19 protein-coding genes and 2 tRNA genes are annotated in these 20,146 nt (G+C 59.6%); 9 read left to right on the top strand and 12 right to left on the bottom strand.

Translation table 11 applies throughout. The features are described from left to right. Positions 1 to 45: 45 nt before the first annotated feature. From AOA59_RS01095 to colR, 5 genes are all read right to left on the bottom strand, one after another. Positions 46 to 273 (bottom strand): hypothetical protein, encoded by a 228-nt coding sequence (locus AOA59_RS01095; protein WP_065930405.1) that lies wholly within the window; start codon positions 271 to 273, stop codon positions 46 to 48. After that, positions 270 to 989: a lipopolysaccharide kinase InaA family protein gene (locus AOA59_RS01090; protein ID WP_058422710.1), complete on the bottom strand. Its 720-nt coding sequence runs from the start codon at positions 987 to 989 to the stop codon at positions 270 to 272. Before AOA59_RS01090 ends, AOA59_RS01095 begins: the two co-directional genes overlap by 4 nt. A 4-nt stretch (positions 990 to 993) precedes the next feature. Beyond that, the gene (locus tag AOA59_RS01085; RefSeq protein ID WP_056858673.1) at positions 994 to 1,674 is read right to left on the bottom strand and encodes a class I SAM-dependent methyltransferase; all 681 of its coding nucleotides are present in this window, start codon (positions 1,672 to 1,674) and stop codon (positions 994 to 996) included. Between the two features lie 188 nt (positions 1,675 to 1,862). Beyond that, a complete protein-coding gene (locus AOA59_RS01080; protein ID WP_065930404.1) occupies positions 1,863 to 3,143 on the bottom strand; it encodes a HAMP domain-containing sensor histidine kinase in 1,281 nt (426 codons plus the stop codon). Further along, positions 3,133 to 3,816, bottom strand: a complete 684-nt coding sequence (gene colR, locus AOA59_RS01075) for a two-component system response regulator ColR (protein ID WP_003175870.1) — start codon at positions 3,814 to 3,816, stop codon at positions 3,133 to 3,135. The genes AOA59_RS01080 and colR overlap by 11 nt, the downstream gene beginning before the upstream one ends. A gap of 200 nt (positions 3,817 to 4,016) precedes the next feature. On the opposite strand from colR, the gene AOA59_RS01070 reads away from it, so the two are divergent. The 3 genes from AOA59_RS01070 (at position 4,017) to AOA59_RS01060 (ending at position 8,027) form a co-directional block, all read left to right on the top strand. Further along, positions 4,017 to 5,966, top strand: a complete 1,950-nt coding sequence (locus AOA59_RS01070; protein ID WP_099485528.1) for an LTA synthase family protein — start codon at positions 4,017 to 4,019, stop codon at positions 5,964 to 5,966. A gap of 77 nt (positions 5,967 to 6,043) precedes the next feature. Further along, the gene (locus AOA59_RS01065; RefSeq protein WP_099485526.1) at positions 6,044 to 6,739 is read left to right on the top strand and encodes a response regulator transcription factor; all 696 of its coding nucleotides are present in this window, start codon (positions 6,044 to 6,046) and stop codon (positions 6,737 to 6,739) included. After that, positions 6,732 to 8,027, top strand: a complete 1,296-nt coding sequence (locus AOA59_RS01060) for a sensor histidine kinase KdpD (RefSeq protein WP_099485525.1) — start codon at positions 6,732 to 6,734, stop codon at positions 8,025 to 8,027. The genes AOA59_RS01065 and AOA59_RS01060 overlap by 8 nt, the downstream gene beginning before the upstream one ends. 196 nt (positions 8,028 to 8,223) lie before the next feature. Here AOA59_RS01060 and AOA59_RS33065 read toward each other — a convergent pair whose 3' ends face one another. The 6 genes from AOA59_RS33065 to AOA59_RS01035 all read right to left on the bottom strand — a co-directional run bounded on the left by AOA59_RS33065 (position 8,224) and on the right by AOA59_RS01035 (position 13,330). Then, positions 8,224 to 8,358: a hypothetical protein gene (locus AOA59_RS33065; protein WP_256593014.1), complete on the bottom strand. Its 135-nt coding sequence runs from the start codon at positions 8,356 to 8,358 to the stop codon at positions 8,224 to 8,226. A 324-nt stretch (positions 8,359 to 8,682) separates the two neighbouring features. Further along, positions 8,683 to 10,329: a chaperonin GroEL gene (gene groL / locus AOA59_RS01055; protein ID WP_056858678.1), complete on the bottom strand. Its 1,647-nt coding sequence runs from the start codon at positions 10,327 to 10,329 to the stop codon at positions 8,683 to 8,685. A gap of 49 nt (positions 10,330 to 10,378) precedes the next feature. Further along, positions 10,379 to 10,675: a co-chaperone GroES gene (gene groES, locus AOA59_RS01050; RefSeq protein ID WP_017139748.1), complete on the bottom strand. Its 297-nt coding sequence runs from the start codon at positions 10,673 to 10,675 to the stop codon at positions 10,379 to 10,381. A gap of 247 nt (positions 10,676 to 10,922) precedes the next feature. Then, positions 10,923 to 11,399, bottom strand: a complete 477-nt coding sequence (locus tag AOA59_RS01045) for an FxsA family protein (protein WP_016975517.1) — start codon at positions 11,397 to 11,399, stop codon at positions 10,923 to 10,925. A 66-nt stretch (positions 11,400 to 11,465) separates the two neighbouring features. Then, positions 11,466 to 12,197: a HugZ family protein gene (locus tag AOA59_RS01040; RefSeq protein WP_099485523.1), complete on the bottom strand. Its 732-nt coding sequence runs from the start codon at positions 12,195 to 12,197 to the stop codon at positions 11,466 to 11,468. Between the two features lie 125 nt (positions 12,198 to 12,322). Further along, positions 12,323 to 13,330: a DUF481 domain-containing protein gene (locus AOA59_RS01035; protein ID WP_058422706.1), complete on the bottom strand. Its 1,008-nt coding sequence runs from the start codon at positions 13,328 to 13,330 to the stop codon at positions 12,323 to 12,325. Between the two features lie 148 nt (positions 13,331 to 13,478). On the opposite strand from AOA59_RS01035, the gene AOA59_RS01030 reads away from it, so the two are divergent. The 4 genes from AOA59_RS01030 (at position 13,479) to AOA59_RS01015 (ending at position 18,304) form a co-directional block, all read left to right on the top strand. Beyond that, positions 13,479 to 13,841: an MGMT family protein gene (locus tag AOA59_RS01030; protein ID WP_099485521.1), complete on the top strand. Its 363-nt coding sequence runs from the start codon at positions 13,479 to 13,481 to the stop codon at positions 13,839 to 13,841. 43 nt (positions 13,842 to 13,884) lie between these two features. Next, positions 13,885 to 15,417 (top strand): AmpG family muropeptide MFS transporter, encoded by a 1,533-nt coding sequence (locus AOA59_RS01025; protein ID WP_099485519.1) that lies wholly within the window; start codon positions 13,885 to 13,887, stop codon positions 15,415 to 15,417. A gap of 197 nt (positions 15,418 to 15,614) precedes the next feature. Then, the gene (locus AOA59_RS01020) at positions 15,615 to 17,330 is read left to right on the top strand and encodes a proline--tRNA ligase (RefSeq protein WP_099485517.1); all 1,716 of its coding nucleotides are present in this window, start codon (positions 15,615 to 15,617) and stop codon (positions 17,328 to 17,330) included. Between the two features lie 20 nt (positions 17,331 to 17,350). Continuing rightward, positions 17,351 to 18,304, top strand: a complete 954-nt coding sequence (locus AOA59_RS01015; RefSeq protein ID WP_099485516.1) for a hypothetical protein — start codon at positions 17,351 to 17,353, stop codon at positions 18,302 to 18,304. A gap of 131 nt (positions 18,305 to 18,435) precedes the next feature. On the opposite strand, the gene dinB is transcribed toward AOA59_RS01015, so the two are convergent. Continuing rightward, complete coding sequence (gene dinB / locus AOA59_RS01010; protein WP_099485514.1) at positions 18,436 to 19,494, bottom strand: DNA polymerase IV; 1,059 nt, start codon at positions 19,492 to 19,494, stop codon at positions 18,436 to 18,438. A gap of 280 nt (positions 19,495 to 19,774) precedes the next feature. On the opposite strand from dinB, the gene AOA59_RS01005 reads away from it, so the two are divergent. Both AOA59_RS01005 and AOA59_RS01000 read left to right on the top strand, forming a co-directional pair. Then, a tRNA-Met gene (locus AOA59_RS01005) sits at positions 19,775 to 19,851 on the top strand. Between the two features lie 207 nt (positions 19,852 to 20,058). Continuing rightward, positions 20,059 to 20,135, top strand: a tRNA-Met gene (locus AOA59_RS01000). The last annotated feature ends 11 nt before the right edge of the window (positions 20,136 to 20,146 follow it).

Here is a 20,146-nt window from a genome sequence, read left to right as displayed (position 1 = left end):
AAGGGCCTCGCGTCGCAAGGCCCTTTGTCGGGGGGTAAAATCTTTTCAACTCTGCGGCCTCATCCCTTGGGACATGCCGAACATGAACAACAGCAACTCATGATCCGGTTTGGCCGCCACACTGGCCTTGGCAACACGTGGCAGCAGGCATTGCCCGCTACCCTGCGCCGCACTGAGCACTTGTGTGCGAGGTTGTTCCCACGCAGCCAGCGCCAGGGCTGCAATGCCCAACGCGCCGACCAGGAACACACCTCGTGCTATTTCTAGCTTCATCTACTTAAACCCTTGATAGCGCTGCCAAACGCCGTCTCGTAAAAGTAGCTGAGTTTTTCCCAGTCGGTGCTGTTCCACGACGAATGGCGGCGCAATTGCAGCATGTCATGGGAGGCGGCCCGATAAGCGGTCAAGCGCTGACGGCACTTCTCGAAGTCCAGCAGCGCCACTTCCACCTTGGCCGAGTCGCCTTCGCCGGTCACGCGTACAAAAATGTGCTTGATGTACAAGCAACCATGTTGCCAGCGGCCCTTGTGCATGCGCGCCAGGGTGCCCGCCAATTCCTTGAGCATGCGCTCGTGAACCAACTCGCCGTACTGCTCACGGCCACCGGCGGCGTACCAGTTTTCGATCTCGTCGAAACCGTCGAGGGACGCCGTCACCAACAAGGCTTTCCATTGATGCTCGGGGTCACGGCGCGCGCCGCAGAACACCAGTTCCGGAACGCGTACATCCAGCGAACGCAGGCCTTTGAGGGCGTCACGTTCGCGCAACACGGTCGGGCGCCCGAACGGGTGAAGCCAACTGCGGTAAATATGCCCGGTCTGGCGTTTGCTGTAGAGCAAGCGGCCATTTGGGCTCACGACTCGCTGCACACCGCTTTCACCACCGCGTCGGCGGTTGGGTTCCTCGACCCATTCGCCCTGCTGGCGCCAGAAAAAATCAAATCGTTCTTCGGGAGCTACGTGACTGCCTGATACGCACTCAACTGCCATCCTGTTACCTCTTACGCAATACATAGACTCGCCACATGGCGTAGAGCGGCATGAAGTCCAGGGATTCCTGAACTCGGAAACCGGCTTGCTCAAATTCTGCCTCGACAGTAGCAGCCGGTAACACAAACCGGTTTTGGTAACCTTCCTGCTCACCTTTCTTGCGACGCCTGGCTTCGGCGCGCTTGCGTTTCCAAGCCTTGAAATTGCCATCCACCCACAGCGAAATAATCACGCTGTCGCGGGTAACCCGCTGAAATTCTTTCAGTATTGCCAGCCTGTGCGCCGGATCACCAATGTGGTGCATCAAACGCATGCAAAAAATACTGTCGACCGCGTTATCGGGCAAATCGATATCAAAGGCAGACGTGTGCAAAGGCCGTACCCGCTTCACCACCTCCGCCGGCTGGGCGACGGTGGCGACCTTCAACATCGACTCCGAATTGTCAGCGCCGATAATCACACGGTTGGGCTTCTCCGCCAACAATGGCCAGAACCTCCCGGCACCGCAAGGCAGGTCCAGCACCAGGCCCGGCTCGCCGGCCATGGCCAGCGCACCGCGCGCCAATTGCTCGTCGCGTTTGTGGGACAGCCGGCGAGCCAGATTGTCCTGATGCTTGAGCAAATAATTCTGCGCGTGCTGATCGTCGTACTTTTCGGAAAAATCGAGCTTGATCGGGGTAGACATCAACGGATCTCCAGTAGCTGATGCCTACAACCTTAAGCAGCAAACTGTGATCAACAGGTCAACCCGTTGTGAAAAACTTGTCCTGTCCAATCCCATACATTTCAAGACTTTACAGACACAAGCAATAGCATGGGGCCATCTTCGCCGATTTAGCGGGTTCTCTGGCAGGATAGCGGCCAGGTCTACTTTCAGGGTTTGACCTGGCTCAACTCCACATGAAAACGGCAGCCATTGGGCTCCATGGTGCTCAGGCTGACGCTCCAGCCCTGGCTCTCGCAAATGCGCTGCACCAGCGACAAACCCAGGCCAAGGCCTTCGCCACGCTTCTCGCTGCCGCGCACAAAGGGCTCGAACATCGCTTCACGCTTGTCTTCGGGAATGCCGACCCCGGTGTCCTCCACCACAAAGCCGCTGGGTTCGAGTGTCAGGCGGATAAAGCCCTGCTCGGTGTAGTGCAACGCATTGCGCAGCAAGTTGCCCATCACCGCATGCAAGAAGGTGGTGTTGTAGCGAGTGTCCAACGGGTTTCCCGGGCTGAAGATCAACTCAAGGCCTTTTTGCTCGATGGGCCCGCGCCAGATGCCGAGCAGATCTTCGGCCACCTGGGTCAGGTTGACTTGGGCCGACATGCCGGAATCATCGTGCTGGGCACGCGCCAGCATCAGGAAGGTCTGCACCAGCTCGCGCATCTCTTCACACGCACGGGCGATTCGCAGCACCTGGTTGCGACCACGCTGGTCAATGGCCGGGTTTTCCAGCAGCAGTTCGCAGGAGCTGGCCAATACCATCAAGGGCGTGCGCAGTTCGTGGCTGACGTCGCTGGTAAACAATTGCTCACGGGACAAGGCCGCACGCAGGCGGCCCAGGGTGGCGTCGAACGCCACGGCCAGCTCGCCGACTTCATCGGCGGCGTAGTCCGGCGCCAGCGGCGGCGCCAAGCCCAGCAATTGGTCACGATGGCGCACCTGGCGGGCCAGACGCACCACCGGCGCCATCACCTTGCGGGCCAGCACCCAACCGAGGAACACCGCCAGCGCCAGGCTGAGCACAAAGCCCACCAACACCACGGCAAACAGCACGCGCTCACGTTCTTCGAAATCGCTTTGGTCTTGCAGCAACACATACCGTCGGCCATCCACCACTTCAACCATGGCGTGGTACGACAGCGCTTCGCGGAATACTTCGTGAAACCCCGGTTCCAGGTGCCGCAGGTCTTTGGGCAGCTCGAAATCTCCAGGCCCGCCGCTGAAGTAAAACAGCTGGTCGGGCTCGGGCCGGTGGCTCCAGTCCTCAACGCTGTCCATCAACAACAGGCGCTGCAGGTCGCCGCCCAGGCCGGCCGAAATCAGTTTTTCTTCCACCAGGTGCACAGTCGCAACGATGCCCATAGCGAAGGCCCCCGCCACCAGCGCACTCATCAGCGCAAAGGCGATGATGATCCGCTGGGCAAGGCTTTGCTTAAACTCCATCACGGCCCTCGGCCAGGCGATAACCCACACCGTGCACCGTTTGCAGCAACGGCTTGGCGAAGGGTTTATCGATTACCTGGCGCAATTGGTGAACGTGGCTGCGCAGGCTGTCGCTGTCCGGGCAGTCGTCGCCCCACAGGGCCTCTTCGAGGATTTCGCGGCGCAGTACGTGCGGGCTTTTTTGCATCAGCACCGCGAGCAGCTTCAAGCCCACCGGGTTGAGCTTGAGCAAGCGCCCTTCGCGGGTGACTTCCAGGGTATCCAGGTCGTAGCTCAAATCACCCACTTGCAGGGCACGGCGCCCGCCGCCCTGGGCACGGCGCAACACGGCTTCGATGCGCGCGGCCAGCTCGGACAAGGCAAAGGGTTTGAGCAGGTAGTCATCGGCGCCGGACTTGAAGCCCTGCAGCCGGTCATCCAATTGGTCGCGGGCGGTGAGCATGATCACCGGCGTGTCGCGGCGGGCGTCTTCGCGCAGGCGTTTGCACAGCGTGTAGCCATCGATACCGGGCAGCATGATGTCGAGCACGATCAGGTCGTAATGCTCGGTGGCGGCCAGGTGCAGGCCCGACAAACCGTCCTGCGCACAGTCCACGGTGTAGCCCTTTAGCCCCAGGTAATCGGCCAGGTTGGCCAGAATATCGCGGTTGTCTTCAACCAATAAAATTCGCATGGGCAGTGTCTCCGTACGCGGTAACGGCCTTGTTGGCTCGCGCAGCTTAAGGCCAAGTGTGGCTCAGGGATAGACCTTGGAGCCACGCCGATAAAGGTTTTCAACCAATTGCATATTCCAACAAGTTTTTCACTATAGCTTCACAAACTAACTACAGTGCCAGGTTGAACATCTCGCCCATCGATATAAGGAATATGGACATGGGGTTTCTCAAAAACGCGCCTATGCGTTTTCTGCTGCTCGTCACCACAACTTGGCTGGTGATTTTCCTGTTGACCCGCAGCGTGCTGCTGATCACTCATCTGGATGAAGTCGGCGGCAATTTGTTGCCGGTGTTTGGCGTGGGTTTGCTCTATGACCTGAGCTTCCTGGTGTATGCCGCCTTGCCGCTGGGCCTGTACCTGCTGCTGTGCCCGCCCGCGCTGTGGCGCCGTCGCGGCCATCGCTGGTTCCTGCAAGCGGTGCTCACCGCAAGCGTATTTGCCATGCTGTTCACGGCGGTCGCTGAATGGCTGTTCTGGGATGAATTCGGTGTGCGCTTCAACTTTATTGCCGTCGACTACCTGGTGTATTCCAAGGAGGTGTTGAACAACCTGCTGGAGTCCTACCCGATCGGCAAACTGCTCAGCTTGTTAGCGATGCTGGCGATAGTGGTGAGCCTGGCCCTGCGCAAGCCGTTCAATACGGCGATGAACGCCCCGCTCCCGCCAATGCGCGGCCGCTTGCTGAACGCCCTGTGCCTGTTGGTAGCCGCCGGTCTGAGTGTGCAATTGATCAGCCAGAACAGCCCGCGTGCCCAAGGCGGCAATGCCTATATGAACGAATTGGCGAGCAACGGCCCCTACCAATTTTTTGCCGCCTTTCGCAATAACGAACTCGATTACACGCAGTTCTACAAAAGCCTGCCAACCGAGGTTGTCGCCAAACAACTGCGCGCAGAACTCAGTGAACCCAATGCGCGCTTTATCGGCACAGACCCGCTGGATATCCGCCGCACTATCGACAACCCAGGCACATTGCGTAAACCCAACATCGTGCTGGTGACCATCGAAAGCTTCAGCGCCAAATACATGGGCAGCAATGGCGATGAGAACAACCTGACGCCCAACCTTGATGCGCTGCGTAAACAAAGCCTGTACTTCAATAACTTCTATGCCACCGGCACCCGCACTGACCGTGGGCTGGAAGCGATCACGTTAGCGATTCCACCCACGCCCGGCCGCTCGATCGTCAAGCGCATCGGCCGCGAAAGCGGTTTCGCAAGCCTTGGCCAGCAACTCGGTGCCGTCGGTTACGACAGCGTGTTCGTCTACGGCGGGCGCGGTTACTTCGACAATATGAACGCGTTTTTCAGCGGCAACGGTTATCGGGTCGTCGACCAGAGCAGTGTGCCTGAAGCGGAAATTTCGTTTAAGAACGCCTGGGGCATGGCTGATGAAGACCTCTACCGGCAAACCCTGAAACTCGCCGACGCCGACTACGCCAAGCAGCAGCCCTTCCTGCTGCAACTGATGACCACGTCCAACCACCGCCCCTATACCTACCCGGACGGGCGCATTGATATCAAGTCCGGTAAAGGCCGTGACGGCGCCGTCAAATACACCGACCATGCTATTGGCGAGTTCCTCGAAGCTGCACGCCAGAAACCCTGGTTCGATAACACGATTTTCGTGTTCGTCGCCGACCACACCGCCGGCAGCGCAGGCAAGGAAGACCTGCCGATCACCAACTACCAGATCCCGCTGTTCATCTATGCCCCCAAGCTGATCGAAGCCCGGGAAACCGCACAACTGGCCAGCCAGATCGACCTTGCGCCGACCTTGCTGGGCCTGATCAACCTGAGTTACGAGTCGACCTTCTTCGGCCGCAACCTGTTGCAGGACAACCCGTTGCCACCGCGCGTGGTGGTCGGCAACTACCAGTATCTGGGGCTGTTTGACGGCAAGGACCTGGCCATTTTAAGCCCACGCCAGGGCCTGCGTCGCCACGATCAAGCCCTGGGTGAAAGCCAGGAGTTACGCGTGGGCAGTGATGATCCGTTGATACAACGCGCCATCACCTACTACCAAGCGGCCAGCTATGACTACACACAACAATTGCTGAGCTGGAAGGCGCCAAAGGAAGTACCCCCTGCGATCAGCGTACGCTGACAGCTGCGCTCTGGCCCTTGCCTGCCACAGGGCAAGGGCGTGACACTTGCGCCATCCTCCGGCGATGGCGCCCTTGCATGTCCGACTCCCTGTTGCTGATCGAAGATGACCGCCCATTGGCCGCGCTGACGGCCGAGTTCCTGCGCGCGGAGGGTTTTACCGTCGCCGTGGAGCACCGTGGTGATCGCGCCGCACAGCGCATTCTTGAGGAAAAACCGGCGCTGTTGATCCTCGATGTCATGTTGCCGGGCATCGACGGGTTTACCCTGTGCCGTCAGATTCGCGACAGCTACCCCGGGCTGATCCTGATGATGACCGCGCGGGATGAAAACGCCGAGCAATTGACCGGTTTCCACGTGGGCGCCGACGATTACGTGGTCAAGCCGGTCGACCCGCTGCTGTTGCTGGCCAGGGTGCGTTCATTACTGCGCCGTCACCGCCAGGCGCCCAACGCGTTTTATCAGTGGGGCGCGTTTCGATTGGACCTCAACAGTCATTTCGCCTGGCTCGACGGCACGCCGTTGCAGTTCTCGGTGGCCGAGTTCGAATTGCTGGCGATTTTCGCCCGCCACAGTGGCGTGTTGCTGACCCGCGAAAAACTCCTGCAAAGCTTGCGCGGCCTGGAATACGACGGGCTTAACCGCTCGATTGATATGCGTGTGTCGCGCCTGCGCAAAAAGCTGATGAGCCTGGCCTGCCCGGTGACCATCCAGACCATCACGGCCCAAGGCTACCTGTTTGTCGAAATCCCCCAGGCGGCCCAGCATGTTTAAACTGCGCCCCTGGATGGTGGCCGTGGCGGGCGCGGGCTGGACGAGCCTGACCCTTTATCTGCTGTGGCTGTGCACCAACGCCTCGGTGTTTGTCGGCGAAGACAGCTTTTTGCGCTTGATGGCCGGTCCGGGCTACCTGGTGGCCGAACAGCTTAAAGGCGTGCCTGCCGAGAAGCGTGAAGCGCGCATGGACATCCTGCGCGCGCACTTCCAGTACCCGGTAGAGCTGATTCCGTATGACGACGTCGAATTGCCGCCCGAAGCCATGGTCATGCTCGAACACCAGCAGCCGGCGCTGAACAGCGACGAAGACATCAGTTACTTCCCGCTGGACGACGATACCGTGATCCGATTCGGCCCTATGTGGGGAAGCGCCGAGGTCAAGGACCTGCTGAAATTCCCGATTTTCTGGATCACCGCCTGCGTCGCAGGCTTGCCGGTGTTGCTGCTGCTGGCCTTCGGTTTGCGCGCGTACCGGCGGCATAACAAGGATCTGGCCGCGCTCAACAACTGCCTGGGCACCCTGGCACGCACCCCAAACGTCATGCTGCCGGCTCTGGGCAAAGAATGGACGCCCTTGCTGCTGACCTTGCAACAGCATGCGCGGGACATCAGCGCCATGAGCGAACGCCACCGCGAAGTTTCTCAGGCTGTTTCCCACGAACTGCGCACGCCGCTGGCGCGTATGCGTTTCGCCCTTACGTTGCTGAGCAAAAGTGAAGACCCGCCGACCCGCGCGCGCCTGCAAGAGCGCTTGCAAACCGATGTCGAAGAACTCGAAGCCCTGGTTCGCGCCAGCCTCGCCTTTGCGCGGATGGCCGGCGCGCCCACTGATTTGCAGCATGAGCCCATCAACCTGCGTGACTGGCTGCACCAGGAGTTCGCGTTGCTGGATGGGCACCATCGCCAATTGAGCCTGGAAACCGAGCCTGCACAGCTTGAACTGATCGGCGACCGCGCCCTGCTGCACCTGATCGTGCGCAACCTCTTGAGCAACGCCATCACCTATGCCCGTGATCGAGTGTGCGTGAGCGCCACTTATCAGGGTGAGCAGCACTTGGTGCTGCATGTCGACGATGACGGCCCCGGCATATTGGCGGAGAACCGTGAAAAAGTTTTCGAGCCTTTCGTGCGGCTGGCCATGGGCGGCGACGAGCCCAGTGGCTTCGGCCTCGGCCTTGCGCTGGCCAAGCGCGCAACCCAGTGGCATCACGGTGAGCTGTCGGTAACCCGCAGCCCGCTGGGCGGCGCACGCATGAGTCTGGTACTGCCGTTGCGGCCTCTTTAGAGCGCTGTTACAGCCTGTGACAGCCAAGCCATCCCATCGCCCGTAACCTCGCCAACTGAATCCCCGGTTGGAGAGCCCTTTCATGCATCCCCGTAAGAAACATTTGCCTACCTTGATGCTGTCGCTGTGCATCGTTGCCGGCGCATTCGTGCCCGGTAATGCGTCAGCCTCGCGCCTGGCGGTTACGGACAAGCCATCACCACGGATGGAAGACAAACACGCTGGCGATCACACCGCCAATACGGCACGTCGGCCAACGGCGCAGGATGCGCTCCTTACCCCACCACCCCGGAGGTGGCCCCGAGCCGCCGGCGTTGAGAAACTCGCGCACCTGCCTGGCCCTGGCTCACTCAACCAAGCTGCTGCACCGCAACCCGTGGCACTTGTGCCGGCTGCCCAAGTAACCCTGGCGCGGGGCATGACCTTCAGGAAGCTGTTGCGGCGCCGTACATTGGGTTGAGATCAACACAGGCAGCCATGTGGGAGCCGGGCTTGCCCGCGATGCAGGCGACTCGGTATGTCTGGTGCACCGAGGTGATGCCATCGCAGGCAAGCCAGCTCCCACATTCGATCTCCTACATTTTTGGATACTGCAAAAAAAAGCCCCGCCTGCATCACTGCAGGCGGGGCTTTTTAATAGCCGGGTAAGGCTGGCTTACATCATGCCGCCCATGCCACCCATGCCGCCCATGTCAGGCATACCGCCACCGCCTGCGCCTTCAGCCTTTGGCTTGTCGGCGATTGCAGCTTCGGTAGTCAGGATCAGGCTACCGATGGAGGCTGCTGCTTGCAGCGCGGAACGAGTCACCTTGGTAGGGTCCAGGATGCCCATTTCGATCATGTCGCCGTATTCGCCAGTCGCAGCGTTGTAACCGTAGTTACCTTTGCCGTTCTTGACTTCGTTGACCACAACGCTTGGCTCGTCGCCGGAGTTGGCAGCGATCTGACGCAGCGGTGCTTCAACGGCACGACGCAGAACAGCGATACCGACGTTTTGGTCAGCGTTGTCGCCGGTCAGGTCAGCCAGGGCTTCCAGAGCACGGATCAGCGCAACGCCACCGCCAGGTACCACGCCTTCTTCAACGGCTGCACGGGTTGCGTGCAGGGCGTCTTCAACGCGGGCTTTCTTCTCTTTCATTTCAACTTCGGAACCGGCGCCAACCTTGATCACTGCAACGCCGCCAGAAAGCTTGGCCAGACGCTCTTGCAGTTTTTCACGGTCGTAGTCGGACGAGGTTTCGGCAACCTGGGCACGGATCTGAGTGATGCGAGCCTGGATGTCCTGCTCAACGCCAGCACCGTCAACGATGATGGTGTTTTCTTTGGAGATGGTCACGCGCTTGGCGCTACCCAGGTTTTCCAGGGTGGCGCTTTCCAGGCTCAGGCCGATCTCTTCGGAGATAACGGTACCGCCGGTCAGAACAGCGATGTCCTGCAGCATGGCCTTGCGACGGTCGCCGAAGCCTGGGGCCTTGACGGCGGCGACTTTAACGATGCCACGCATGTTGTTCACAACCAGAGTCGCCAGGGCTTCGCCTTCAACGTCTTCGGAAACGATCAGCAGTGGGCGGCCGGCTTTGGCAACGGCTTCCAGCACTGGCAGCATTTCGCGGATGTTCGAGATCTTTTTGTCGACCAGCAGGATCAGCGGGCTGTCCAGCTCGGCAACCATGGTCTCAGGCTTGTTGACGAAGTACGGGGACAGGTAGCCACGGTCGAACTGCATGCCTTCTACAACCGACAGTTCGTTTTCCAGGCCAGTGCCTTCTTCAACGGTGATCACGCCTTCTTTACCGACTTTTTCCATGGCTTCGGCAATGATGTCGCCGATGGAGTTGTCGGAGTTGGCGGAGATGGTGCCTACCTGAGCGATAGCCTTGGTGTCGGCGCATGGCTTGGAGAGCTTTTTCAGCTCAGCAACGATGGCGATGGTCGCCTTGTCGATGCCGCGCTTGAGGTCCATCGGGTTCATGCCGGCAGCGACGGCCTTGTAGCCTTCGTTGACGATGGCTTGAGCCAGTACGGTAGCGGTGGTGGTGCCGTCGCCTGCGTCATCGTTGGCACGGGAGGCAACGTCTTTGACCAGCTGCGCGCCCATGTTTTCGAAACGGTCTTCCAGTTCGATTTCTTTGGCTACGGAAACGCCGTCCTTGGTGATGGTCGGAGCGCCGAAGCTCTTCTCGATAACCACGTTACGGCCTTTAGGGCCCAGGGTCGCTTTTACCGCGTCAGCCAGGATGTTGATGCCGGTGAGCATTTTTTTGCGGGCGGAATCGCCGAATTTAACTTCTTTAGCAGCCATGATCGATATTCCTTAAATACTTTGTAGTAACGGGAAAATGAGCGGGGAATCAGTCTTCCAGAACGGCGAGAATTTCGTTCTCAGCCATGACCAGCAGGTCTTCGCCGTCGACTTTCACAGTGTTGCTGCCGGAGTAAGGGCCGAAAACAACCTTGTCACCCACTTTTACGGCCAGCTCACGTACTTGACCGTTTTCCAGCGTCTTGCCCGGGCCTGCAGCGAGAATCACACCGTGGTTGGCTTTTTCAGCAGCCGAACCTGGCAGAACAATACCGCCAGCGGTTTTCTTTTCTTCTTCGCTGCGACGGATTACGACGCGGTCGTGCAGAGGACGAAGCTTGCTCATTGTCGATCTCTCCTAATTGTGTTTTTCATCGGCCGGTATCGATACCGGCAAGTTGTATTCCGGCGGTGCCGGTCGCGCCTCGCCAAGCAAGACGCGGAAGTCTGTCTGGTGTCGCCACCAGAAACCTTGCGGTGACCGTTACATAAGGGCGCATAAGCTTATTACAAGAGGCCGCGACGGAAATTTTTTATGAATGCCGGGCGGCAAAAGCAACACGGCACCCAAAGGCGCCGTGCAGGTCATGCGGTTATTTGCTGTCGCGGTGTTCGAACTCGCCTTCGATCACATCCCCTTCACGCCCCAACGGCTGGCGCGGAGCCGGGCCGCCACGGGGTTGCAGGTCATCGGCAAACGCACGCTGGCGGATCGCCGCTTCTTCGGCACGCTGGCGCATCTTGCCGGCCAACAGCTTGCGGGTGAACGGCAGCAGCATGACCAGGCCGACCACATCGCTGATAAAGCCCGGCAGGATCAACAGACCACCGGCCAAGGCCATCATCAGGCCTTCAAGCATGGTCTGTGCAGGCAGTTCGCCGCGGTTCAGGCTTTCACGGGCACGCAGCGCCGTGGCCAGGCCGGCGACGCGCAGCACCAGCACGCCGAGCATCGAGCCGAGAATGATCAACAGCAACGCCGGGAAAAACCCGATGGCACTGCTGACTTGAACGAATACGAACAGCTCCAACACCGGGAACAGCAGAAAGAGCAATAAAAAAGGGCGCATCAAATGGTTCCTCAACGCAAGAATGCCTTGCCAGTCCACCTTAGATGACGTCGCCGTTTCGTGAATTCAAGCGCTGACGGCTTCTTTTTTCGGCCAGACGTCGGCGTGAGCCAATGAAACCAAGGCTTCGCGCACTTGTGTCGGCGTGTTGCAAGACTCGGCAAACGGCAGCCAATACAAGGACTGGCCGATACGCAGGTGCATGCCCTCGCTGTCGATACCGGCCAATTGCGCTGGTTCAGTGGTTGGCAGGCCGGTCAGCTCCACATAGTGGGCGATGGCCTTGGTGTGGTCGCTGTTCATGTGCTCGATCATGCTGCGCTCGGCTTGGCCCGCAAACGGGTTGGCCAGGGTGAGCTGGTCAACCCAGTGAATCGCACCAAAGCCGCCGATGTAACGGTGACGCACCGGCTTGAGCACCCAGAAGTCGAAATCGTGGGCCTTGTGGTAGTTGGCCGAATCCGGGAAGTAGCGGTAATAGCGCTCGGCGGCGGCTTCAATCGCCGCCTCATCCTCAAGTTTTTCGGCTTCCGCCAGGTAGGTCAGGCGCCCTACCGCTTGCACGTCATCCGCCTCGCGCTCACCCACCAGCAGCGAGCACTTGGGGTCTTTTTGCAGGTTGTGGGTGTGCTGGGCGATGCGGCTGATCAGGATGATCGGCTGGCCCTGCGCGTCGAGGCAGTAAGGCACCACTGAGCCGAAGGGAAAACCCGGCATGGCTTTGGACAATGTGGAGAGCGCTCCACGGTATTCCTTGAGCAACAGCTCTCGGGCGTTCTTGGCAACCTGCGTGCTCACGGTATGACTCCTCGGGTGTTCAGCCGCCCACAGCCTATGGCGTCTATGGGAATGAATCTCAACACAAGGTAATCAATATCGGCGCGGGTTGCCAGAGTGCCCGTTGCTGGTTTTACCGGGCTGTTTTACCAGGCGACGCCGAAGCCTGCGGTGTAACGGGTCTTGTCCAGGCTGCTTTGCGATTCGCCATTAATGAGGTCACGCTCGGCCTTGAGGTTGAGCGACGCCCACTCGGTGACTTTGTAGCGCAGGCCCATTTCCGCATCCAGGGAGTAATCGGACGGCCCGGCCAGCGGTTTGCCCACTTCACCGTTGGTGAAGAACTCCACGGTCTTGCCCACCAGGTAGCGGTTGTAGCTCCACTTCATGGCCAGGGAATAGAAGTTGCTCTTGCGATCGTCCGAATACTGGTAATCGGTGCGGTTGACCAGCGAGCCGAGGGAGAACGCGCCCAGCTCATCGTCCCAGAACTGGTAGCCAGGGCCGGTACCGACGGTGCGCTGGCGGGACAGGTCTTCAACCTTGTCACGCTTGTAGGTCAAGCGGCCCTGCCAGTACCAATGCTCGGTGATGAAGCGGTCCAGGTCATATTCGAGCGACCAGTTGTCGGTGGTGGTCACGTCATCCTGGAACTCGCGGTTGTATTCGCCCTGGGCGGTATGCCGCCACTGGCCGTGACGGGCGGTGGTCTTGAAGTCGATGTCGTAGTCGTTGGTGTCTTTGTCGGCGCGTTTGTAGTCCAGTGCCAGGTCGACATTGCCCTTCCACACCAGGTCTTCGATCACAGGCTTTGGCTTGATGATCTGCTGGATGCTGGCCAAGTCCACGGTTTTCGGCGCTTCGCCATTGGTCAGGGTGACCTTGCCATCCTCCGCCGCTTTCAGGGATTTGGCCTTTTCACCGGTGTAAGCGTCCTGCTTGACCAGCAGTTCCTGGTCGCTTTCCAGGGTCTTGACCTGTTTCCAGTCCACCGGGATGGCCCCTGCGTAGTTGGTCTGAATCAGCAATTTGCCACCGTCGAAGACTTTGATCTTGCCGGTCAGGCGGTCACCGTTCTTCAACCATATGGTGTCGGCGAGCAGGGGCGTGGAGGCGCTGAGAACAGCAAGGCAGAGCAGGGTTCTGGACAACATAAGCGAATTCGAGGCTCGAAAATGGCGAAAAAGGGGCGTTATCGTGTTAGATAGCTTGGACTGACTCAAGGATTTATATTGAGTTCAATTCTCAACGGAATGATTACAGACGTTTCTTACAAAAACACCTCTTTATAAAGACGCGGCGATGCCCACACCCCACACACCCGAAGACGCCCTCCAAAGCCCCGCAGACATGCGCCGCACGGCCTTGTACCTGACCCTGGCGCAAGTGCCCGAAGGTTGCGTGGTGAGTTACGGCGAATTGGCGCACCTGGCCGGACTGGGCCGGGCCGCCCGCTGGGTCGGGCGTACATTGAGCCAGCTTCCCGAGGGCACCCGCCTGCCCTGGCATCGGGTATTGGGTGCCGGTGGTCGGATAAGTCTGCCGGTGGGCAGTGCTTCAGGCGACGAACAACGTGCGCGTTTGCGCAGTGAAGGCGTCAGTATCCTGAATAATCGCGTTGATATTCAGCGTCATGGCTGGCGCCCGGTAGAGCACAGCGGTTAGAGTGCGCGCTTTGTTTCCGCAAATCTGAGGCAGACTCCAGCCCATGCCCCGTAAAACCTGGCGCGCCGCGCTCGCCGCCTATGCCAGCCCTTCGACGTTAGTCCTGTTGTTGCTCGGCTTCGCCGCCGGCTTGCCTTACATGTTGGTGTTTTCGACGCTTTCCGTGTGGTTGCGCGAGGCCGGTGTGGCCCGCGAGACCATCGGCTATGCGAGCCTGATCGGCCTGGCCTACGCATTTAAATGGGTCTGGTCGCCGCTGCTCGATCAATGGCGCCTGCCGCTGCTCGGCAAACTGGGACGACGTCGCTCCTGGCTGGTACTTGCCCAGACGCTGGTGATCCTCGGGTTGATCGGCATGGGCTTCTGCGACCCGCAAAAGCACTTGTCCTGGCTGATCGCCATTGCCGTTATCGTGGCCTTCGCCTCGGCCACCCAGGACATCGCGGTAGACGCCTATCGCCTGGAAATCGCCGACGACAGCCGCCAGGCTGCGTTGGCTGCCAGCTACATGTCCGGCTATCGCATCGCCGCCCTGCTGGCCACCGCTGGCGCGCTGTTCTTTGCCGAAGGTTTCGGTTCCACCGGTTTCAACTATAAACACTCGGCCTGGACCGGCACTTACGTGCTGTTCGGCGTGCTGATGGTCCCGGCGCTGCTGACCACCTTCTTCATGCGTGAACCCGACGTACCACTGCGCACCCAACTGCAGGCCGGGCGCTACAGCTTTGCACATCAGCTTGTTTCGGTCTTTGTGCTGATCGTGCTGCTGGTGTCGGTCCCGGCGATGTTCACCCAGCTGTACAACACCGATTTCGCCAGCGTGCTGTTCCACGGCGTGAGCCTGTGGGAGCTGCTGATGGAAGACCGCGCGTTCCTGCGCGCCATCCTGTACATCATCCTCACCACCCTGTGCCTCTCGGCCATGGGCCGCCGGGGTTTGGCGCCGGTGCTGACGCCGGTCAACGACTTTATCCTGCGTTATCGCTGGCAGGCGCTGCTGCTGCTCGGGCTGATTGCGACCTATCGCATGTCCGACACGGTGATGGGCGTGATGGCCAACGTGTTCTACATCGACCAGGGCTTTACCAAGGACCAGATCGCCGGGGTCAGCAAGATCTTCGGCCTGATCATGACCCTGCTCGGCGCCGGTATGGGCGGCCTGTTGATCGTGCGCTTCGGCATCCTGCCGATCCTGTTTATCGGCGGCATTGCCTCGGCGGCCACCAACCTGCTGTTCGTGATGCTCGCCGACATGGGCCCCGACCTGCAGATGCTGATCTTCACCATCTCCCTGGATAACTTCAGTTCGGGCCTGGCTACTTCGGCGTTTGTCGCCTACCTGTCGAGCCTGACCAACCTCAAGTTCTCCGCCACCCAATACGCGCTGCTCAGCTCGATCATGCTGTTGCTGCCGCGTCTGATTGGTGGCTACTCGGGCGTGATGGTGGAGAAGTTCGGCTATCACAACTTCTTCATCATCACCTGCCTGCTGGGTGTGCCGACGCTGTTCCTGATTGCGCTGCACTGGTTTCAGGAAAGCCGACGGGCGCGATTGAATCCTCCCGCAGAAGACTGACCTGACTCAGTCAATGTGGGAGCTGGCTTGCCTGCGATAGCGATGGTGAATCCAACACCGCTACCGCAGGCAAGCCAGCTCCCACACAGGCTCTACTTCAACAGAAACACCGCCACGACCTCACGCCTGTACTCCAGCGACAACCGCCCGTACAATCCCAAGTCATTTCAAGTCCAAGCAACCGACAACGGCCTACCATGCGTACCAGTCAATATTTGCTCGCCACACAGAAAGAAACGCCTTCCGACGCGGTTGTGATCAGCCATCAGCTGATGCTGCGCGCCGGTATGATCCGCAAACTGGCCTCCGGCCTGTACACCTGGCTGCCCATGGGCTTGAAGGTGATGCGCAAGGTCGAAGCCATCGTTCGCGAAGAAATGAACGCCGCCGGCTCTCTGGAAGTGTTGATGCCGAGCACCCAACCGGCTGAGCTGTGGCAGGAATCCGGGCGCTGGGAAGAGTACGGCCCTGAGTTGCTGCGCTTCAAGGACCGTCATGGCCGCGACTTCTGCGCCGGCCCGACCCATGAAGAAGTGATCACCGACCTGATGCGCAACGAGCTCAGCAGCTACAAGCAGCTGCCGTTGAACCTGTATCAGATCCAGACCAAGTTCCGTGATGAAATCCGCCCACGCTTCGGCTTGATGCGCGGCCGCGAATTCATCATGAAGGACGCGTATTCGTTCCACGCAGACCAGGCGTCCTTGCAGGCCACCTACGACCGCATGCACACCGCCTACTGCAACGTGTTCACGCGCCTGGGCCTGAAATTCCGCCCGGTTGAAGCGGACAACGGTTCCATCGGCGGCGCCGGCTCCCACGAATTCCACGTGCTGGCCGAGTCAGGCGAAGACGATATCGTGTTCAGCAACGGCTCCGACTACGCGGCGAACATCGAGAAAGCCGAAGCCGTGCCGCGCGAAAGCTCGCGCCCTGCCCCGACTGAAGAGCTGCGCCTGGTCGATACGCCAGACACCAAGACCATCGCGGCCCTGGTGGAAAAATTCAATCTGCCGATTGAAAAGACCATCAAGACCCTGATCGTGCGCGCCGAAGAAGAAGGCAAGCTGATCGCCCTGGTGATCCGTGGCGACCACGAACTCAACGAAATCAAGGCGGCCCAGCAACCTGGCGTGGCCAGCCCGCTGGTCATGGCCACCGATGCCGAACTGCGCGACGCCATTGGCGCCGGTGCCGGTTCGCTGGGCCCGCTGAACCTGCCGCTGCCGATCATCATCGACCGTTCGGTCGAGCTGATGAGCGACTTCGGTATCGGCGCCAACATCGACGACAAGCACTACTTCGGCGTGAACTGGGAGCGTGACCTGCCGGTTCCGACCGTGGCCGACCTGCGTAACGTGGTGGCCGGTGACCCAAGCCCGGACGGCAAAGGTACCCTGGAAATCAAGCGCGGCATCGAAGTCGGGCACATCTTCCAGCTGGGCAACAAGTACAGCAAGGCGATGAAGTGCGAAGTGCTGGGCGAGAACGGCAAGCCGATCACCCTGGACATGGGCTGCTACGGCATTGGTGTATCGCGCGTGGTTGCCGCTGCCATCGAGCAGAACAACGACGAAAAAGGCATCATCTGGAGCGACGCCCTGGCACCGTTCCAGATCGCCCTGGTACCGCTGCGCTACGACAACGAGCAAGTACGCGAAGCCACCGACACACTGTATGCCGAACTGACGGCTGCCGGTTTTGAAGTGCTGCTCGATGACCGGGACAAGAAAACCAGCCCAGGCATCAAGTTCGCCGACATGGAACTGATTGGCATCCCGCACCGTATCGTGGTCAGTGACCGCGGCCTGGCCGATGGCAATCTGGAATACAAGAGCCGGACCGAAGCCTGCGCCCAACCGTTGCCGGTGGCTGACGTGCTGTCTTTCCTTCAGGCGCGTATTCGTCGCTGAAAACCAGATCAAGAGAAGTCATGTTCAAGCGAAACACCAGAGCCCTGGGAGGCGCCGCCTTGTGCGGCGCCCTGCTGGTCAGCGGCTGCGCCAATCAAATGTCGCAACGCAGTGAGCACGAGGAGCGGGTCGAGCGCAAGTTGCTCGATCACAGCCTGCAAATCGATGTCGGCGAACCCAAATTGCTGGAACTGCCGCAACGCCGGGTTCGCATTCACGAGCAAAAGACCTTTGAGGTCACCGAGTTCGAAGTCACCCGCCGTTACGATCGCTACACCCCCTACCAGGCCTGGCGCAAACTCTATGAGATGCCGTTAGGTGCCGTTGCACTGGTAGCGGGCGCGGGCGCCAACGTGGTGAATATCTTCGCCCTCGGCAACCTGCCCACCAGCATGACGCACGACTGGCTGAGCTACGGCGTGGACGGCATCAACCCGTTCATGAACGTGCAATCCCACGGCCGTGCACAACAGAACCTGGCCGGTATTGATGAAGTGCAGCGCGACAAGCGCACCGAGTATTCAAGCCTGCCCTGGAGCGAACGCCCGGTACAGGTCACCGCCGGCAAGCAGACCCATGAGCTGACCACCGACCGCGACGGCGTACTGCGCCTGAACCTGTTGGACAGCCCGTTTGCCGAGCAGGACCTGAACCGCGTCAGCACCTTGAAGATCAGCGTGGAAGACGGCCAGGACGATGTGCATTCCGACTCGACCCTGGCGATCAGCAACACCCTGCGCGGCAAGTTGCTCGAAGCCCACGGCCTGATCTACGACGACCTGGAAGATGACGAAGTGAGCCAATGGGTGCACCGGGTCAAACGCCTGTCGGAGCTGGGCCTGGAAGAAGAAGCCAGCGAGCTGGAACAAAGCCTGATCGAATTGACGCGCAATGATCCGGAGTTGCAGCAGGAGTTTCTGCAGGCACTGACCAAGGATGCAGGAAGGCTTGTCGCAGATCCTGGGGCACGCTGAGATTCAAGCAACACTGAAAGACAACTGTGGGAGCTGGCTTGCCTGCGATAGCGGTGTATCAGTCAAAGCATCAATGACTGACACAGCGCTATCGCAGGCAAGCCAGCTCCCACATTTTTTTGATCCGGTTTTTACCAGGGAAATTGGAGCTGCTCGTTACCGCTGCTCAGGTCCAGCAACCGCACCCCAATCCCCAACAACCGCACCGGCTTCCCGCCCCGGTTAAACGCTTGCGTCAACAGCTGTTGATAACTCCCCAGATCCCGCCCTGCCCCGGCCTGCTCCAGCGTCGTCTGGGTAAAGTCATGAAACTTCACCTTAACGAACGGCTTGCCCGCGCGGTAGCTACTGTCGATACGCGCCATGCGCCCCGCCAGCGTTTCCATCAGCTCAGGCAGTTTCGCCAGACAGCTTGAAAGATCCGGCAGGTCCACGTCGTAGGTATTTTCCACACTGATCGATTGCCGACGGCTATCGTTCTGCACCACGCGGTCATCAATCCCCCGGGACAGGCCCCAGAGCCGCTCGCCAAAACTGCCGAATTCACGCACCAGCGCCAGCTTGTTCCACTCGCGCAGCTGCAGGCAGTCTTCGATGCCCAGGCGCGCCAGCTTGTCGGCAGTGACCTTGCCGACCCCGTGCAGCTTTTTCACCGGCAACTGCGACACAAAGTCTTCGACCTGATCCGGGGTGATCACAAACAGGCCGTTGGGCTTTTTCCAGTCGCTGGCGATCTTGGCCAGAAACTTGTTCGGTGCCACGCCGGCCGACACGGTGATGTGCAACTGGTTGGAGACGCGCCGGCGGATGTCCTGGGCGATACGCGTGGCACTGCCGCCAAAATGCGGGCTGTCGGACACATCCAGGTAGGCTTCGTCCAGCGACAACGGCTCGATCAGGTCGGTGTAGTCGCGAAAGATCGTCTGGATTTCTTTCGAGGCTTCTTTATAGGCATCCATGCGCGGCTTGACGATGGTCAGGTCCGGGCACAGCTTCAAGGCGTGACGCGATGACATGGCCGAGCGCACGCCATAGGCCCGCGCCTCATAGTTGCAGGTGGCAATCACCCCGCGCCTGTCTGCCGAACCGCCGACCGCCAAGGGCTTTTGCGCCAGGCTCGGGTCGTCGCGCATCTCGATGGCGGCGTAGAAGCAATCACAGTCGACGTGGATGATTTTGCGCTGCGTCATATAAACAGAGGGTGTAATCCAACGGGCGGCCAGTATCGCACTCACCCCTGTATATAGCACCAGTAGTTTGAATCTGCCGTTTGAGCGGTAGGAAACTTCCCAGGTGAATTTATTTTCTCAATCGAAAACCAGCCGCCAATAGAGCTGAAACCCTTGGCCAGACTGGCCCCTAGGCCGTTTGAAGCCCACCCTGGAGAGCTAACCGATTGAACCACAAGCGCTTTTCTTCAATTCACAGGTTGACACACCTGCGTTCCTCTGTAGAATGCCGACACACAGACGCGGGATGGAGCAGTCTGGTAGCTCGTCGGGCTCATAACCCGAAGGTCGTCGGTTCAAATCCGGCTCCCGCAACCAAACATCAAAAAAGGCTACTCGAAAGAGTGGCCTTTTTTGTGCGCGCCTGTTTTAGCCCTGTATGAAAATTGTAAGACAGAAAAAACGTTGCCCACCCTGCACTTACCGCACAAGGTGGCTGTGGAGTGACTAATTTCCACTTATTTGACCCATCAGACTATTAACGGTTGACACCTCGCCGCTGGGCTGTAGAATGCCGCCCACAGACGCGGGATGGAGCAGTCTGGTAGCTCGTCGGGCTCATAACCCGAAGGTCGTCGGTTCAAATCCGGCTCCCGCAACCAAACATCAAAAA

The organism is Pseudomonas sp. 2822-15, from assembly GCF_002742515.1.
GTDB lineage: Bacteria > Pseudomonadota > Gammaproteobacteria > Pseudomonadales > Pseudomonadaceae > Aquipseudomonas > Aquipseudomonas salomonii.
Note: the sequence above shows the minus strand (reverse complement) of the source record. Positions and strands in the feature narration are given on the sequence as shown.

What these genes read in the sequence shown, in the direction of transcription:
- AOA59_RS01095 (WP_065930405.1), bottom strand. Translation starts at nt 273, where the DNA reads ATGAAGCTAGAAATAGCACGAGGTGTGTTCCTGGTCGGCGCGTTGGGC.
- AOA59_RS01035 (WP_058422706.1), bottom strand. Translation starts at nt 13,330, where the DNA reads ATGTTGTCCAGAACCCTGCTCTGCCTTGCTGTTCTCAGCGCCTCCACG.
- AOA59_RS01025 (WP_099485519.1), top strand. Translation starts at nt 13,885, where the DNA reads ATGCCCCGTAAAACCTGGCGCGCCGCGCTCGCCGCCTATGCCAGCCCT.
- AOA59_RS01030 (WP_099485521.1), top strand. Translation starts at nt 13,479, where the DNA reads ATGCCCACACCCCACACACCCGAAGACGCCCTCCAAAGCCCCGCAGAC.
- dinB (WP_099485514.1), bottom strand. Translation starts at nt 19,494, where the DNA reads ATGACGCAGCGCAAAATCATCCACGTCGACTGTGATTGCTTCTACGCC.
- AOA59_RS01015 (WP_099485516.1), top strand. Translation starts at nt 17,351, where the DNA reads ATGTTCAAGCGAAACACCAGAGCCCTGGGAGGCGCCGCCTTGTGCGGC.
- AOA59_RS01065 (WP_099485526.1), top strand. Translation starts at nt 6,044, where the DNA reads ATGTCCGACTCCCTGTTGCTGATCGAAGATGACCGCCCATTGGCCGCG.
- AOA59_RS01090 (WP_058422710.1), bottom strand. Translation starts at nt 989, where the DNA reads ATGGCAGTTGAGTGCGTATCAGGCAGTCACGTAGCTCCCGAAGAACGA.
- AOA59_RS01020 (WP_099485517.1), top strand. Translation starts at nt 15,615, where the DNA reads ATGCGTACCAGTCAATATTTGCTCGCCACACAGAAAGAAACGCCTTCC.
- AOA59_RS01080 (WP_065930404.1), bottom strand. Translation starts at nt 3,143, where the DNA reads ATGGAGTTTAAGCAAAGCCTTGCCCAGCGGATCATCATCGCCTTTGCG.
- colR (WP_003175870.1), bottom strand. Translation starts at nt 3,816, where the DNA reads ATGCGAATTTTATTGGTTGAAGACAACCGCGATATTCTGGCCAACCTG.
- groL (WP_056858678.1), bottom strand. Translation starts at nt 10,329, where the DNA reads ATGGCTGCTAAAGAAGTTAAATTCGGCGATTCCGCCCGCAAAAAAATG.
- AOA59_RS01070 (WP_099485528.1), top strand. Translation starts at nt 4,017, where the DNA reads ATGGGGTTTCTCAAAAACGCGCCTATGCGTTTTCTGCTGCTCGTCACC.
- groES (WP_017139748.1), bottom strand. Translation starts at nt 10,675, where the DNA reads ATGAGCAAGCTTCGTCCTCTGCACGACCGCGTCGTAATCCGTCGCAGC.
- AOA59_RS01085 (WP_056858673.1), bottom strand. Translation starts at nt 1,674, where the DNA reads ATGTCTACCCCGATCAAGCTCGATTTTTCCGAAAAGTACGACGATCAG.
- AOA59_RS01060 (WP_099485525.1), top strand. Translation starts at nt 6,732, where the DNA reads ATGTTTAAACTGCGCCCCTGGATGGTGGCCGTGGCGGGCGCGGGCTGG.
- AOA59_RS01045 (WP_016975517.1), bottom strand. Translation starts at nt 11,399, where the DNA reads ATGCGCCCTTTTTTATTGCTCTTTCTGCTGTTCCCGGTGTTGGAGCTG.